At 52.3% G+C, this 16,345-nt stretch carries 13 protein-coding genes; 9 read left to right on the top strand and 4 right to left on the bottom strand.

The genetic code is table 11. The features are described from left to right. Positions 1 to 134 precede the first annotated feature (134 nt). From tyrR to ACWWFX_RS16320, 4 genes are all read left to right on the top strand, one after another. The gene (tyrR, locus tag ACWWFX_RS16305) at positions 135 to 1,676 is read left to right on the top strand and encodes a transcriptional regulator TyrR (protein WP_276221533.1); all 1,542 of its coding nucleotides are present in this window, start codon (positions 135 to 137) and stop codon (positions 1,674 to 1,676) included. Positions 1,677 to 1,884: 208 nt separating this feature from the next. Continuing rightward, the gene (locus tag ACWWFX_RS16310) at positions 1,885 to 3,141 is read left to right on the top strand and encodes an oligosaccharide MFS transporter (RefSeq protein ID WP_473224265.1); all 1,257 of its coding nucleotides are present in this window, start codon (positions 1,885 to 1,887) and stop codon (positions 3,139 to 3,141) included. Positions 3,142 to 3,152: 11 nt separating this feature from the next. Further along, positions 3,153 to 4,805: a hypothetical protein gene (locus tag ACWWFX_RS16315; protein ID WP_473224266.1), complete on the top strand. Its 1,653-nt coding sequence runs from the start codon at positions 3,153 to 3,155 to the stop codon at positions 4,803 to 4,805. 26 nt (positions 4,806 to 4,831) lie between these two features. Then, a complete protein-coding gene (locus ACWWFX_RS16320; RefSeq protein ID WP_473224267.1) occupies positions 4,832 to 5,707 on the top strand; it encodes an AraC family transcriptional regulator in 876 nt (291 codons plus the stop codon). Between the two features lie 44 nt (positions 5,708 to 5,751). Here the strand turns inward: ACWWFX_RS16320 and tpx are convergent, their stop codons facing one another. Beyond that, positions 5,752 to 6,258, bottom strand: a complete 507-nt coding sequence (tpx, locus tag ACWWFX_RS16325; protein ID WP_015964609.1) for a thiol peroxidase — start codon at positions 6,256 to 6,258, stop codon at positions 5,752 to 5,754. 101 nt (positions 6,259 to 6,359) lie between these two features. Here tpx and ycjG point away from each other — a divergent pair, with 101 nt between their 5' ends. After that, positions 6,360 to 7,325, top strand: coding sequence for an L-Ala-D/L-Glu epimerase (ycjG, locus tag ACWWFX_RS16330; RefSeq protein ID WP_015964608.1), 966 nt, complete (start codon positions 6,360 to 6,362; stop codon positions 7,323 to 7,325). On the opposite strand, the gene mpaA is transcribed toward ycjG, so the two are convergent. Continuing rightward, positions 7,316 to 8,035, bottom strand: coding sequence for a murein tripeptide amidase MpaA (gene mpaA, locus ACWWFX_RS16335; RefSeq protein ID WP_276221523.1), 720 nt, complete (start codon positions 8,033 to 8,035; stop codon positions 7,316 to 7,318). The genes ycjG and mpaA overlap by 10 nt on opposite strands. Before the next feature lie 177 nt (positions 8,036 to 8,212). On the opposite strand from mpaA, the gene ACWWFX_RS16340 reads away from it, so the two are divergent. Continuing rightward, positions 8,213 to 9,829 (top strand): peptide ABC transporter substrate-binding protein, encoded by a 1,617-nt coding sequence (locus ACWWFX_RS16340; RefSeq protein WP_276221521.1) that lies wholly within the window; start codon positions 8,213 to 8,215, stop codon positions 9,827 to 9,829. A gap of 43 nt (positions 9,830 to 9,872) precedes the next feature. Here the strand turns inward: ACWWFX_RS16340 and ACWWFX_RS16345 are convergent, their stop codons facing one another. Then, positions 9,873 to 12,008, bottom strand: coding sequence for a bifunctional diguanylate cyclase/phosphodiesterase (locus ACWWFX_RS16345; RefSeq protein ID WP_473224318.1), 2,136 nt, complete (start codon positions 12,006 to 12,008; stop codon positions 9,873 to 9,875). Between the two features lie 434 nt (positions 12,009 to 12,442). On the opposite strand from ACWWFX_RS16345, the gene zntB reads away from it, so the two are divergent. The 3 genes from zntB (at position 12,443) to dbpA (ending at position 15,297) form a co-directional block, all read left to right on the top strand. Further along, the gene (zntB, locus tag ACWWFX_RS16350; RefSeq protein ID WP_276221564.1) at positions 12,443 to 13,426 is read left to right on the top strand and encodes a zinc transporter ZntB; all 984 of its coding nucleotides are present in this window, start codon (positions 12,443 to 12,445) and stop codon (positions 13,424 to 13,426) included. A gap of 277 nt (positions 13,427 to 13,703) precedes the next feature. Continuing rightward, the gene (gene ynaL, locus ACWWFX_RS16355; protein WP_276221562.1) at positions 13,704 to 13,895 is read left to right on the top strand and encodes a proline-rich small protein YnaL; all 192 of its coding nucleotides are present in this window, start codon (positions 13,704 to 13,706) and stop codon (positions 13,893 to 13,895) included. 28 nt (positions 13,896 to 13,923) lie between these two features. Beyond that, positions 13,924 to 15,297: an ATP-dependent RNA helicase DbpA gene (dbpA, locus tag ACWWFX_RS16360; RefSeq protein ID WP_456145462.1), complete on the top strand. Its 1,374-nt coding sequence runs from the start codon at positions 13,924 to 13,926 to the stop codon at positions 15,295 to 15,297. Between the two features lie 43 nt (positions 15,298 to 15,340). Here the strand turns inward: dbpA and ttcA are convergent, their stop codons facing one another. Continuing rightward, positions 15,341 to 16,276 (bottom strand): tRNA 2-thiocytidine(32) synthetase TtcA, encoded by a 936-nt coding sequence (ttcA, locus tag ACWWFX_RS16365; protein WP_276221517.1) that lies wholly within the window; start codon positions 16,274 to 16,276, stop codon positions 15,341 to 15,343. Between the last annotated feature and the right edge of the window lie 69 nt (positions 16,277 to 16,345).

Here is a 16,345-nt window from a genome sequence, read left to right on the forward strand (position 1 = left end):
GCTGAACGAAAATCTTTACGGCGCAATGGCGTTTTTTCCGCCATACTGTCAATAATTGTTGACAGCCTGCTTCCCGCCGAACGATAAGTGTCTTATTATTCACGAGTCTTTGGCTTATAAGGGTGAAAATTCCCATGCGTCTTGAAGTCTTTTGTGAGGACCGCCTCGGTCTGACACGTGAATTACTCGATTTGTTGGTGCTGCGCGGCATTGATTTGCGCGGGATCGACATTGACCCTATTGGCCGAATCTACCTCAATTTTGCCGAGCTGGAGTTCACCAGCTTCAGCACCTTAATGGCGGAGATCCGCCGCATCGCGGGCGTTACCGACGTACGTACCGTGCCGTGGATGCCTTCTGAACGTGAGCATCTGGCACTAAGCGCGCTGCTTGAAGCAATGCCGGAGCCGGTACTCTCGCTCGACACCCGCAGCAAAATCGAACGCACTAACCCGGCAAGCTGCCAGTTGTTTGGCATGAGCGCCGACAAAATGCGCAACCATAACGCCAGCCAGCTCATCAGCGGTTTCAACTTCCAGCGCTGGCTGGAGAGCGAGCCGGTGGAAACACAGGCGGAACACGTGGTGATCAGCGGGCAAAACTTTTTGCTGGAAATCACCCCGGTTTACATGAGCGGCGAGCACGAACAACGTATCCTGGCCGGGGCCGTTGTGATGCTACGCTCGACCGTTCGTATGGGCCGCCAGTTACAGACCCAAACTCCTCAGGATGTGAGCGCATTCAGCCAGATCGTCGCCGTGAGCCCGAAAATGCGTCATGTGGTCGATCAGGCGCGTAAGCTGGCGCTGCTGACAGCGCCGCTGCTGATTGTCGGCGAAACGGGGACTGGCAAAGACCTGCTGGCGCATGCCTGCCACCTGGCCAGCCCACGCGCGGCAAAACCGTACCTGGCGCTAAACTGCGCGTCGATTCCGGAAGATGCGGTTGAGAGCGAACTGTTTGGCCACGCGCCAGAAGGTAAGAAAGGTTTCTTTGAGCAGGCGAATGGCGGCTCGGTGCTGCTGGACGAAATTGGCGAGATGTCGCCGCGCATGCAAACCAAACTGCTGCGTTTCCTGAACGACGGCACTTTCCGCCGCGTCGGGGAAGATCATGAAGTGCACGTTGATGTACGCGTGATTTGCGCCACGCAGAAAAACCTGGTGGAGCTGGTGCAGAAAGGATTGTTCCGCGAAGATCTCTACTATCGTTTGAACGTCCTGACGCTGAATCTGCCACCGCTGCGCGATCGTCAGCAGGACGTGATGCCGCTTACTGAGCTGTTCGTGGCGCGCTTTGCCGATGAGCAGGGGATCTCTCGCCCGAAACTCTCTGCCGATCTCAGTAATGTGTTAACCCGTTACGGTTGGCCGGGCAACGTCCGCCAGTTGAAGAATGCGGTCTATCGCGCGTTAACGCAGCTGGAAGGTTATGAACTGCGTCCAAATGATGTACTGTTGCCGGATTATGACGTTACCACCACGGCGGTGGGCGAAGAGGCGATGGAAGGTTCGTTAGATGAGATAACCCGTCGCTTCGAGCGTTCGGTGCTGACGCAGCTTTATCGCAGCTTCCCGAGTACGCGTAAGTTGGCGAAACGTCTTGGAGTGTCGCACACGGCGATTGCGAATAAACTGCGTGAATACGGTTTAAGTAATAATAAAACAAAAGAATAATTTTGTTTTTCTTCCCGGCATCGAACGGTTGCCGGGAAGAATTCACCGTATCAACAAAGAAAAACTTGCATCATTATTATTAAACTTTTGCCCTGGTTTTCGTTTTTAAACGCATTGTTTTCCAAAAAACATGTTTTTTTGTGATCCCGATGGGATTTCATCGTCAGTCGCACGAATATTGTTGCCTCTCCAAAACAAGGAGGGCAGTATGAACAAGGGCGATAATCTCGTTAAAGCACGGCGTAAAATCTATATTACGCTCAGTCTTTTTATTCTGGTTTATTTCTTCTCATGGAAAGCAACGCTGGATACCTATTCATTTTGGTTATCAGAAAAGATAGGCCTTGATGGCGTGGCGATTGGTATTGTTTTTTCCGTGAATGGATTTTGCGCAGTATTAATTAAACCCGTATATGGTTTCCTGATTGACCGACTGGGGTTGCGCAAAGATCTGCTCTTTTTTATTGCATTAGTCTCCATCACCGTTTTCCCATTCTTTTTTTATATCTATAAACCATTACTGCAAAATGCGCTCTATTTAGGTATTGCTGTGGGCGCCGTATTCCTGAGCATGGGATATTACGCAGGCTGCGCGGCGGCGGAGTCATATCTGGACCGGTTTGGCCGTCTGTTTGACCTCGAATTCGGCCAGATTCGTATGTGGGGCGCATTAGGTTCGGTCTTTTCTGCGGCAAGTACCGGGTACATTTTTAACATCAACCCGATGATTAACTTTGGCATCAGTTCTGCGGGTGCACTCGTCATTCTGATCATCGTTTTGACCATGAAGATAGACGTCAGCGACGAGGCCAAAAGCCGGGTGATTGCAAAAGAGAAGACAACCCTCGCAGACGTCACTGCGCTGTTCAGATTACGCAGTTTCTGGACCTTTGTGATTTACGTTTGCGGGGTGGTATGGGTGCTTTTCGTGGCGGAACAGCAATATCCTCGATTCTTTATCACCTTTTATAAGAGCAAAGAAGCCGGGCACCAGATGTTTGGTTATCTGGGCGCTGCAAGCCTTGGCTGTGAGTTTATCTTTATGATGATCGCACCCGGTATTGTGAACCGTCTGGGGCCAAAGGCCGGGATGCTGATTACCGGGTTCGTTGTCGCGGCCCGTTTTATCGGCTCCGGGCTCGCCACCAGCGCGCTAACGATTGCGATAATCAAGCTTTCCTGGGGCATTGAAATGTCCTTCCTGCTGGTTTCGGTGTTTAAATATCTGGAGTTTAACTTTGATAAAAAAGTGAATGGCACCATGTATCTGTTGGGCTATCAGAGTGTGAACTATGTCGGCACCGTTTTATTATCACCGTTAAGTGGTTTTCTGTATGAAAAAATTGGCTTTGCGGATACCTACTTGTTGATGGGCAGTACCGTGCTGGTCTTTACGCTTATTTCTACTGTTCTACTTACCAATAATCGTAAATCAACACCTTTATATCCTGCTGCGAATCATTAACGAGCAAAACAATGAAAAGAGAACACGTTATTCATGATATTTATCAGCACCTGGCCACTATTGTCTCCAGGACGCTGCGGGGTGAATCCAGCTTTGGTCATCAATTAACGCTAAAGGGCGACCCCTATGCCAGCGGGAAATTTGCGCTTGCGTTGGCCATGTTAATAGAGAAATCAGGTACGACTCAAGCCGAGTGGGCAGACGCATGGCCTGAACTGATTGCTGCGCCCTGCGAAAACTGGGGGAAATATTATTTCCTTAAGGCATTGGTAAAACTTAATGCATTAGGGCGACTGCATACGCTGTTTTCACAAGAACAGCTTAATCAGTTGAAAAATAAGCTTCTGTGGCAGGAAATGGTCGAGGAAGATACGTGGCAACTTAACGAACGGTTTCCAACGAATTTCTACGGTGTGGCCTTCAGCGTGGCGCGATTCCGCTACCTACTGGGGTGGGAATCGGCGTACGCCTCGCAGGAAATCCTGACGCGTTTGTGTGAGCATTATCGCGCGCATTCCAGCAACGGCTTCAGCGACGAAACAGAGGGAAAAGGGCGATACGATCGCTACAGCGTGTTGCTGATCGCGGAGATTTGTCAGCGCCATCTGGAAACCGGCCTGATGGTCCCGGATGAGTTAAAAATGGCGCTACGGCAAGCCGCGACGCTGGTGCTGTCTGTGCTGACAGAGGACGGCGGTGGATTCCTGTGGGGGCGTTCAATTGGCGCTTACGGCGACAGTGCATTTAATGAAATTCTGGCCGTCAGCCAGCAGCTTGGCCTGTTAAATGCGCAGGAGCGTCAGGTTGCAGAAACGTTTTCTCTGGCGTGCAGTGAGCGGTTTCTGAGCTTCTGGATTGACCACGATGAACAGAGCGTGAATCTCTGGTTTAACGGGCGTCGGACGGATGCTTATCGCGCCGAGCATCGGCTGGTGGGCGAGAACATCAGCTTATGTGTTCAGCACCTCTATGTGCAGCAAGTTTGGGCGGGAGGTCGAGACAGAGGCGTTCAACGGTTGAACACACCGCTTCAGCTTACTTTCACGTCCTTTTGCAAAGGTGATTATATTCGCGGGCTTTTCCACTGGCATGATGGCGAACGTTCGTTTGCACTGCCGTTAATTAATGGCGATAAAGGCTATCATGCGTCTTCACCCTACTGTCCGATTCCTTTCTGTGCCGGGTTGCTCAGCGGCGTGGCCGACGAGGAGGGACCGCTGTGGGTGCCCGTCATTCGTGATAGTGACAACCGAATGTTGAGCCCGCTGGTATGGTTTACCGAATGTACGCAGCGGCAAACGGAAAACGGGTGGGAAATTATTATTCATAATGATGCGATGGATGTTATCGCCGTCAACGGTACAGTAAGCCTATTGCCTGCGCGGGAATCCGCGATACGTTCCCGGACACGCTATCTGATTGAAAAGGGCTGCATTACACGGGAAGATACTTTCTTTAATGACAGTAAACGGACGTTGCACGTCAGTATAACCGGCGCGGTGTTTTCTGATGACATGTCTGTCGAATTCACCGGTTACGCGCAGACCAGCAAAACCCCGACATCCCTGTGCAGCCCTTATGGGCCGCTGCAAAGCGCATTCGTTGCCCGGCAAGAGATCGCCGAAAGTGATTGTTTTAAGGTGAGCTGGCGAGTGTGTTACTGACGCGTCACTTTTCAGGATGAGATACGATGGCAATACGGCGTGGTTACGGCAAGGATGTTACGTTACTTGAAACGATCGATCTTGATGAAACCGCGCTGTGTTTTAATCCCATGAAAAACACGCCTGCCGATTATTATCATTTTCATGAATGTACGGAACTGCTTTTTATCAGCAAGGGCGTGGGAATTGCCGTCGCAGAACATCACCAAATTACGGTCAAACCAGGGCGTTTGTTTGTGTTTCCGCCGGGCAGGGTGCATAAAATTCATGTCGAGCAGGATTCACGTAACCAATATCATCGGACAACGCTTCACTTTAATAGCGCGGTACTTGAGCCGTATCTCCGCGATTTCCCTCGGCTGCAAAAACGCTTTTGTCAGCTCAGCCGTTATGGCGAAAAGATACGCATCTTTGATGTTTCTGACATGCAGGCAAATTTTGAAGCGCTTTTCGTTCTGTTTGAGAAACGCTATTCCGCCTCTAAATCCACCGTCAACGACAGCGCCTTTCTGCTAATGCAGTTAATAAGCCTGCTTCCCGAGCAGGAAGAGGAAGAGTCGCTCGTCGTAGAGCAAAATGCATTTTCCCGAGAAATCATTGGCTGGATTGAACAACACTTCCAACAACATTGTTCTTTGAAAACGCTTGCCGGAGCGATGGGCAGTTCTGAAGGGCATGTTTCAAGACGTTTTCGTCAGGAAACCGGCGGAACGCTTCAGGAGTATCTGGTGATGCGCCGAATTCGGCACGCCTGCGAATTGCTGGTGCATACGCGGCTGTCGGTCAAAGAGGTGGGGGCGCAATCAGGATTTAACGAATATGCCTGGTTTATCACCAGTTTTCGAAAATATATGGCCAGGACGCCCCTGCAATATCGAAAATCATATAGTCTACGAGGATAGCGGGCGTGAATACGTCCTGGCCCTAATGAGCCAGGACGTTGAGGTTACGCTTTCAGCGCAGCCAGCGCCGCATCGTAGTCTGGCTCGTTGGTGATTTCGTCAACCAGTTGGCTGTAAACCACGTTGTCGTTCTCATCGATAACCACAACCGCACGCGCCGCCAGGCCTTTCAGTGCGCCGTCAGCGATACCCACGCCGTAAGTTTGCAGGAATTCTGGCGCACGCAGGGTGGACAGGGTAACCACGTTGCTCAGGCCTTCTGCGCCGCAGAAGCGAGACTGGGCGAAGGGCAGGTCAGCAGAAACGCACAGCACAACGGTGTTGTTCAGCTCGGAAGCCAGCTGGTTGAATTTGCGAACGGATGCCGCGCAAACGCCGGTATCGATGCTTGGGAAAATATTCAGCACTTTGCGTTTGCCCGCATACTGGCTGAGTGCGACGTCAGAGAGGTCTTTCGCGGTCAGCGTGAAAGGTTGAGCTTTGTCGCCTGCCTGCGGAATAGCGCCTTGAACAGAAACGGGATTGCCCTGGAAATGTACAGTTTGTGACATGATAATCTTCCTGTTTACATATAATTAACGTCGAAACTAGTGTATGTCATCAGGTGTTAACACGGCAAACCCTATTTACCGTTGTCCGTAAGGAGTATGGGATGAGAAATGTAAGAGTTTTTGAAGAGGCGTGGCCGTTACATACACCGTTTGTTATTGCGCGCGGTAGCCGCAGCGAGGCGAAAGTGGTCGTGGTTGAGCTGGAGCAGGACGGCATTAAAGGCGTCGGCGAATGTACGCCTTATCCACGCTATGGCGAAAGCATCCCTTCTGTGATGGCGCAGATTGTTTCGATTGGCGAACAACTGGAGAAGGGGCTCACCCGTGAAGCGCTTGCGCAATTACTTCCAGCGGGGGCGGCGCGCAACGCGGTGGATTGTGCGTTGTGGGAGCTTGAAGCTGGCCTTGCGAAAGCCACAGTACCCGCCATGCTCCATCAGACACTGGCAAAAACAGTAACTACGGCGCAAACCGTGGTGATTGGCACACCAGAGCAGATGGCGGCCAGTGCCAAAGCGCTTTTCGAAGGCGGCGCGCGCCTGTTGAAAGTGAAACTGGACGATCGTCTGATTGCCGAACGCATGGTGGCTATCCGCGCCGCTGCGCCGGATGCAACATTGATAGTTGATGCTAATGAGTCGTGGCACGGTGAAGGTCTGGCGGCGCGCTGTCAGCTGCTGGCCGATCTCAACGTGGCAATGCTTGAGCAGCCGCTGCCTGCTACAGATGACAGCGCGCTGGAAAACTTTATTCATCCGCTGCCTATCTGTGCTGACGAAAGCTGTCATACGCGGGCGAGCCTGCCCGCGCTTCGTGGGCGATATGACATGGTCAATATTAAGCTGGATAAAACAGGTGGCTTAACCGAAGCGCTGGCCCTTGCGCAAGAGGCGCGCGCGCAGGGGTTTTCCCTGATGTTGGGTTGCATGCTCTGCACCTCGCGCGCCATTACCGCCGCGCTACCTTTGACACCGCAGGTTACCTTCGCGGATCTCGACGGCCCAACCTGGCTGGCGGTAGATGCAGAGCCTGCGTTACATTTTACTACCGGTCAGCTTCATCTTTGAGCTGCCGCGCGCCAGCGTAGCAGGGCGGTCATCGCGCCGAGATATTTCTCGCTCGCTTCATCCGAGGAGATGGGCGGGAACTCGGCGGTGATACAGTGCAGGCCAATATCGTTGCACCAGCTGCCAAACGAGCCCGGCGTCTCATATCCGACGCTGCCGACCAGCGGCAGCGCGAAGGATTCAGCCAGCCAGCGGCCCAGTTCGGTGTGACGCGGGTCCTCAATACAGGCCAGCGGATCGTGAAAAGAGACAACCCAGGCGGGGTGGATCTGATGAATCAGCTGGCAAAGCGCCTCGCTTTCTGGCTCAGAACCGGGGCTATCCCCCGTCAGCAGCACGACGTCACGGCTGTCTGCCGAACTGTTCCAGCGATACACGGTTTCACCGGCTTTCCAGTTTGCCGACGGGAAATTACGATTTAAATCAACGCCGTTGGCATTGGCGCGTAACCCCAACTGACAGCCATCCGGATTCACCGTTAACACCACATGATGCCGTCGCAGCTCGGGCGAAAGCGTCCGCAGCGCGCAGGAGAGGGTGACGATGGAGGAATTTTCGTCGCCATGTGTCCCGGCAATAATTAACCCACTGGTATGATCGGCGAGGGGCGCGGGAAACCAGATAAGCGGCGCGCCCAAAAGTGAACGACCATAGTGTTGCGTACCGGGCGGAAAAGCGCCCCGCAGGGCGCGAGGACGAGTGGCGGACATAGAGAATCCTGATTATGAGTACTGATATAAGCAGTGTTGTGCAAAATTCACCGTGAATCAAATGGTTTCCGAATCAGAAAAACATTCGTTATATCAATTTTATGTGATAAGCCGTTTGCATTTAAGACGCCTGAAACAAATAATATTTTCATCAAGTTGGCTTATTAAGGGGATGTCATGAAGTATCCTTTCACGTTGTCGTGCTGTGCGTTATGGCTCAGTAGTCTGAGTTCTGTTGCCCTGGCGGCAGATGTACCCGCCGGGACGGCGCTGGCAGCGAAGCAGGAGCTGGTTCGTCACATTAAAGATGAGCCTGCGTCTCTGGACCCGGCAAAAGCGGTAGGCCTGCCGGAAATCCAGGTGATCCGTGACCTCTTCGAAGGGCTGGTTAACCAGGATGAAAAAGGGAACATTGTTCCCGGCGTTGCGACGCGCTGGCAGAGTAATGACCATAAAATCTGGACCTTCACGTTGCGTAACAACGCAAAATGGTCCGACGGTACACCTGTCACTGCTGAGGACTTTGTCTATAGCTGGCAGCGTCTGGTTGATCCTAAAACCACCTCACCGTTTGCCTGGTTTGCGGCGCTTGCCGGCATTAATAACGCCCAGGCGATTATTGATGGTAAAGCGAAGCCGGAAACCCTGGGCGTGACAGCAGTCGATGCGCACACCTTGCGTATCCAGTTAGATAAACCGCTGCCGTGGTTTGTGAATTTGACGGCCAATTTCTCGCTCTATCCGGTGCAAAAAGCCAATGTTGAAAGCGATAAAAACTGGACGCGTCCAGGCAAGCTGATTGGCAATGGCGCATACGTACTGGCCGACCGTGTGGTGAATGAAAAACTGGTGGCAACACCCAACGTTCATTACTGGGATAACGCTAAGACGGTGATTAAAAAAGTCACCTTCTTACCGATCAATCAGGAATCGTCGGCCACGAAACGTTATCTGGCCGGGGATATTGATATCACCGAGTCCTTCCCGAAAAACCTGTATAAGAAACTGCTGAAGGACATTCCGGGACAGGTCTATACCCCGGCACAGCTCGGTACGTATTATTATGCTTTCAATACCCAGAAAGGGCCGACGGCGGATGCGCGCGTCCGTTTAGCACTGAGCATGACCATCGACCGTCGCATTATTGCGGAGAAGGTGCTGGGTACCGGCGAGAAACCGGCATGGCACTTTACGCCGGATGTCACCGCAGGATTTAAAGCCGAGCCAACGCAAATGGAGCAGAGCAGCCAGGCGGAGCTGAATGCCCAGGCGAAAACCTTATTGCAGGCGGCTGGCTATGGCCCGAATCGACCGTTGAATTTGACGCTGCTGTATAACACCTCGGAAAACCACCAGAAGATTGCGATTGCGGTGGCATCAATGTGGAAGAAAAACCTGGGTGTAGATGTGAAGCTGCAAAATCAGGAGTGGAAAACCTATATCGACAGCCGCAATACCGGCAATTTCGATGTGATCCGCGCATCCTGGGTGGGCGACTATAACGAACCGTCAACCTTCCTGTCGCTGTTAACGTCGAACAATACCGGGAATATCTCCCGTTTCAGCAATCCGGCGTATGACAAGGTGGTGAATCAGGCTACGCTTGAGAACACTGAAAAAGCGCGGAATGCCGATTACAACGAAGCAGAGAAAATTCTTGCTGAGAAAGCCCCTATTGCGCCGATTTATCAGTATACCAATGGCCGTTTAATTAAACCGTGGCTGAAGGGTTACCCTATTGAGAACCCGGAAGATGTGGCGTATACCCGTACAATGTATATTGTGAAGCACTAAGTTTACGCTCACCCCCTGACGCACTGCTGTGCGTCAGGGGTTTTTACGCATGCTTCATCATATTTCGTCGAATGGGAATAGGCGGCGCAACGCTGCTCGTGGTGGTGATATTAAACGGCATTCGGTTTAATGCCGCATCAATATCCTGTGGCGGTACCGGCTCAGAGAACAGCGAGCCCTGCAAAGCATCGCATCCCAGTTGCGTCAGCAAACGCTGTTGTTCTTCCGTCTCAATGCCTTCTGCCACTACATTCATATTCATTGAATGCGCGATATGAATAATTGATGAGACAATTTTCACATTTTTACTGTCATCACGAATATCCTTCATAAAGCTTCGGTCTATTTTCAACTCCCGGGCGGGCAGGTTTTGTAACAACAACATATTGGAATAGCCGGTCCCAAAGTTATCGATGGATACGGTCAGGCCAATACGATTGAAGTCGTGGAATATTTGTAAGCTGCGATCGAGACCGCGCATGGCTGTCGTTTCGGTTAATTCAATGGTTAGCCGAAGCGGTGAAAGATGATATCGTGAAAGCGTATTGCACAGTAATTCGTAGATATTCTGCTGTTCGAACTGGTTAGCCGAAATATTAATGGAAAGCGTCCAGTCATCATGACCCTCTTTGCTCCACTGACGCAATTGCTTGCAGGCCTGGTCGATTGCCCAGTTGCCCACCGGAAGAATTAAACCGGTATTTTGCAAGGTCGGTAAAAACACACTCGGCAGTAAAATCCCTTTTTTGGGATGACGCCAGCGCAGCAACGCCTCGAAACCGTAAATGCGATTTTCCTGAACGTGATATTTGGGCTGATACCACAGCTCAAACTGATTACGTTCCAGCGCCTGCGTTAGGTCCTGTAACAGATGTGCCCCTTGCCACGAGCTATCGAGCATTGCATCACCATAGACTGCCCAGCCGTTACGCCCATTGCGTTTGACATGATACATCGCGGTGTCCGCGCACAGTTTGAGTTCTTGTGGAGAATCACCGTCAGCAGGATACATACTGATGCCCGCGCTCAGGGAGATTTGCAGGATTTGACCGGAGTGATAAAAAGGCCGACGAATACTCTCAACCATGCGATTACACAGTTCCGCCATTTCAGATTCGGTGCTATGAGGCGCCAGCAGAATAAACTCATCGCCGCCAATGCGGGCAAGCGTCATTTTGGGAGGCAGGCAGGTACTCAGCCGATTGGCAACGGAAACCAGTAGGTTGTCACCGACATGGTGGCCCCATGCGTCGTTAATCAACTTGAAACGGTCGAGATCCATCAACACCAGGCCAAACTCAGCGCCGGTAAGCCGCGCCTGTTGCAGGCAAGCTAGAAGCCGCATGTCGATCTGGCTACGATTCGCCAGCCCCGTCAGCCCGTCATAGCGTGCCTGTTGTTCGAGCTGCTTATTCAACTGTTGCAGGTTTTCGGTCAGGCGGGTGGTGCGCATTTGCGAATCTACCATCGAAATCACCAGCATCGTGCCCAATAGCAGTAACGTGATGGCAGAAACCCAGACCGAAAGCCCTTCTTCGCCAACCTGATGAACGTGGTTTGCCATCATATGAGCGTGGCTTGAAAATGTGGCGGCGCTCATCCCGGTGTAGTGCATCGCGGCAATGGCGATCCCCATTACCATCGCTGCAGCGATACGACAGAGCAGCACGCGCTTGCTGTTCAACCGCAAGCTGAAGGCCAGCCATAGACCCACGCAGGAGGCAATAACCGCAATCACCACGGAGATGATAATTCGTGGGATATTCCAGATAATGCCGTCATGCATCATCAGCGCTGCCATGCCGACGTAGTGCATCGTGACAACGCCGCTACTGAGTAACACGGTCGCGAGCGCCAGCCGCTTTGGCGATAACGTCGGCCCGGCAACGGCAATGTTAATCGCCAGGGTGGCCGCCAGAATCGCGGCCAGCAGCGAGAGCAGGGTTAATTCCAGGTGATAGCTCATCTCCATCGGCATTTTCATCGCCAGCATGCCGATGAAATGCATAGACCAGATGCCAATGCCTAAGGTTGCGCCACCTGAGACGCGCCAGAACATAGCCGCATTTTTATTGGATGCAGCAATTTTCCCTGCGCTATCAAGGGCCACGAAAGATGCGATGAACGCCACCAGAAATGAAATGCCAACCAGAACCGGGTCCCACGAAACATGCAGCATCATGTCATCCACATTTCTTAGATTTTGGAATTAATCTATCAGGAATAATCTGAAATAAGCTACAGAAATAACATGATAGATCACGGCTTTTTAACGGATTGACGGTATTTAACTGAAATAAGTATTGCTGAATCGCGTTAAACTAAAAGGGCGCAGATAATTTATTTTAAAATACCCATAACGATGATGTTGTTTAATTTGTTGGGTGTTATTTAATTTTATTGAATATGTGATCCTCATAAGATTATGTAAAAATATATTCTTGCGTGTAGCCGAAGCCTGAGCATTGGCAATAGTGCTTTTTCATTAAAATGCTTTATTGGACGGATATGGATGCTTTTATGAGCAATTTCAGCGTGATGGACGCAGGAGTGATTGCGTAACCGGGGCAGATGGCTAGACTAGCAGAAGGGCGAGTTGTCAGTGGAGGTAAAGTGGAAGCCATAAAGGGATCGGATCTTAATGTACCGGATGCTGTGTTCGCATGGATACTCGATGGCAAGGGTGGGGTAAAGCCGCTCGAGGCGAGCGATGTGATCACCAAAGAAAATCCATGCTGGCTGCATCTGAATTACACCAACCCGGATAGCGCGCAATGGCTGGCGTCGACGCCACTGCTGCCAAATACCGTGCGCGATGCGCTGTCCGGTGAAAGCCTGCGCCCGCGCGTGAGTCGGATGGGCGAGGGCACGTTGATTACGCTGCGCTGTATCAACGGCAGCACCGATGAACGCCCCGATCAACTGGTGGCGATGCGTCTTTATATGGATGAGCGGCTCATTGTCTCCACGCGTCAACGCAAGGTGCTGGCGCTGGACGATGTGATTAGCGATCTTGAAGAAGGGAGCGGGCCAGCAGACTGCGGCGGCTGGCTGGTGGATGTCTGTGACGCGTTGACCGATCACGCCAGCGAATTTATTGAGCAACTGCACGATAAAATCATCGATCTGGAAGATAACCTGCTGGAGCAACAAATCCCCCCGCGCGGTTTTTTAGCGCTGCTGCGTAAACAACTCATCGTGATGCGTCGCTACATGGCCCCCCAGCGCGATGTTTACGCCAGACTTGCCAGCGAACGTCTGCCGTGGATGACGGACGATCATCGCCGCCGTATGCAGGATATCGCCGATCGCCTGGGGCGTGGGCTGGACGAAATTGACGCCTGTATCGCGCGTACGGCAGTCATGACCGATGAAATCGCCCAGGTGATGCAGGAATCCCTTTCTCGTCGAACCTATACCATGTCGCTGATGGCGATGGTGTTTTTACCCACCACGTTTTTAACCGGTTTATTCGGTGTCAACCTGGGGGGGATACCCGGCGGCGAATGGCATTTAGGCTTCTACTCCTTTTGTATCATGCTGCTGGTACTCGTCGGTGGTGTTACCTGGTGGTTACATCGCAGTAAATGGCTGTAAAAATTAACCTTTTTAACAGTAATTGAACACAAAAACGGCAATTAAATTGAGCGAGGTCAATAAACGATACCCCCAATCAGGGCAATATCTCTCTCGCAGGTGAATGCAACGTCAAGCGATGGGCGTTGCGCTCCATATTGTCTTACTTCCTTTTTTTGAATTACTGCATAGCACAATTGATTCGTACGACGCCGGCTTGAATAGTCGGCTTTTTTTTGCCTGAATTCCTGCGGCATCTACCCTTAAAGAACCAACCTGATTTTTAGAGGGGAAGATGATGTACCAGGTATTACGACTCGACGCATACCTTCACATTCATTCGGTTCCGACCGATCCCATTCCGGTAGAGCCGCCTCCGGGGCGAGATCCCATCCCGCGTCCGCAGCCAATGCCGGACCCGCCACCGGACGAAGAACCGATTAAATTGTCGCATCAGACGCGCAGATCTGCGAGGATACGCGCCTGCTGACGATAGCCTTTTACCGCGAGAAAATATTGTGACCGCTTTTTCAACACTGAATGCACTGCCCACCGCCCAGATCGACAACCTTAACGATCTGGGCTACCTCTCTATGACCCCTGTTCAGGAAGCTGCGCTGCCCGCGGTGCTCGCCGGGAAAGATGTCCGCGTACAGGCGAAAACCGGGAGTGGGAAGACGGCGGCATTCGGGTTGGGCCTGTTGCAGCATATCGACGCCGGGCGTTTTCAGACGCAATCGCTGGTGCTGTGTCCAACGCGCGAGTTAGCCGATCAGGTGGCCGGTGAGATCCGCCGTCTGGCGCGCTACCTGCCGAATATTAAAGTGCTGACCTTGTGTGGCGGCCAGCCGTTTGGCGCGCAGCGCGATTCCCTCCAGCACGCGCCGCACATTATTGTCGCCACGCCGGGCCGTTTGCTGGATCACCTGCAAAAGGGCACGGTTTCACTGGAGAATCTGCAAACGCTGGTGATGGATGAAGCTGACCGCATGCTGGATATGGGCTTCAGCGACGCCATTGATGAAGTGATTCGCTTCGCACCAGCCAGCCGTCAGACGCTGCTGTTTTCCGCCACCTGGCCGGAGGCTATCGCCGCGATCAGTGGCCGCGTTCAGCGTGATCCCGTCACCATTGAAATCGACAGCGTGGATGCGCTGCCTGCTATCGAACAGCAATTTTTCGATGTTCCCCGCCATGGCAAAATTGCCCTGCTGCAAAAACTGCTGACCCAGCATCAGCCTGCGTCATGCGTCGTGTTCTGTAATACCAAAAAAGATTGTCAGGCGGTATTTGAAGAGCTCAATGCCGCAGGTCAAAGCACGCTGGCGCTGCATGGCGACCTTGAACAGCGCGACCGCGATCAAACGCTGGTGCGTTTTGCTAACGGCAGTGCACGCGTTCTGGTAGCAACCGATGTCGCTGCGCGTGGTCTGGATATTAAATCTCTGGAACTGGTGGTGAACTACGAGCTGGCATGGGATCCTGAAGTGCACGTACACCGTATCGGTCGTACCGCGCGCGCGGGGAACAGCGGCCTGGCGATCAGCTTCTGCGCGCCTGAAGAAGCGCAGCGCGCGAATATTCTGGCCGAAATGCTGCAACTGAAGCTGAACTGGATGCCGGAACCGTCTCAAAGCCGCATTGCGCCGCTGACGCCGGAAATGGCGACTCTGTGCATCGACGGTGGCAAAAAGGCTAAGATGCGCGCGGGAGATGTGCTGGGCGCGTTAACCGGCGATATGGGTTTAGTGGGTGCGGATATCGGCAAGATTGATGTGCATCCGGCGCATGTTTATGTTGCCGTGCGCGAGAAAGTCGCTCACCAGGCATGGAAGCAGTTGCAGAAAGGGAAGATTAAAGGGAAGGCGTGTCGCGTCAGACTGCTGAAGTAATGCTTTAGTCAGGCCGACCCGATTGTCGGCCTGACGCATGCGTTTATTTTACTTCAACCACATTCAGACGCAGCTCATCAAGCTGTGCATCGTCCTCTTCAGGCTGCCAACCCGCCGGTTGTAACGGCATCTCTTCCCGGTCAAACGCCAGATCGCCGCCGTTAACCACTTCAGAACCGTGCGTAATTCCTTTGAAATCGAACAGTTCGGTGTCACACAGATGTGATGGCACCACGTTTTGCATGGCGCTGAACATGGTCTCAATGCGGCCTGGATAACGCTTATCCCAGTCGCGCAGCATATCGCCGATAACCTGACGTTGCAGGTTGGGCTGTGAGCCGCACAGGTTGCAAGGGATTATCGGGAAGGCTTTGGCTTCAGAGAAGCGCTCAATGTCCTTCTCGCGGCAGTAGGCCAGCGGTCGGATGACAATATGTTTGCCATCGTCGCTCATCAGTTTCGGCGGCATCCCTTTCATTTTCCCGCCGTAGAACATGTTCAGGAACAGAGTCTGTAAGATATCGTCACGGTGATGGCCGAGGGCGATTTTGGTCGCACCCAGTTCAGTCGCCGTACGGTAAAGGATCCCGCGACGCAGACGTGAGCAGAGCGAGCAGGTGGTTTTGCCTTCCGGGATCTTCTCTTTCACGATGCCGTAGGTATTTTCTTCAACAATCTTGTACTCGACGCCCAGTGTCTCCAGATACTCCGGCAAAATGTGCTCCGGGAATCCTGGTTGCTTCTGGTCGAGGTTTACCGCCACCAGGCTAAAGCTAATCGGTGCGCTTTGTTGCAGATTGCGCAAAATTTCCAGCATGGTATAGCTGTCTTTACCGCCGGAGAGGCAAACCATAATGCGGTCGCCATCTTCAATCATGTTGTAGTCAGCAATGGCTTCACCGACGTTACGACGCAGGCGCTTTTGCAATTTGTTGAGGTTGTATTGCTCTTTTTTACTAATGTCTTGATTCTGTTGCATTTAATGATTACTCAAAAATCGAAAGGAGCGCGATGCATACGCGGAAACGTCCGCTAAGCATAGGCTAGC

Source organism: Pseudocitrobacter sp. 2023LY-00077 (assembly GCF_055796175.1).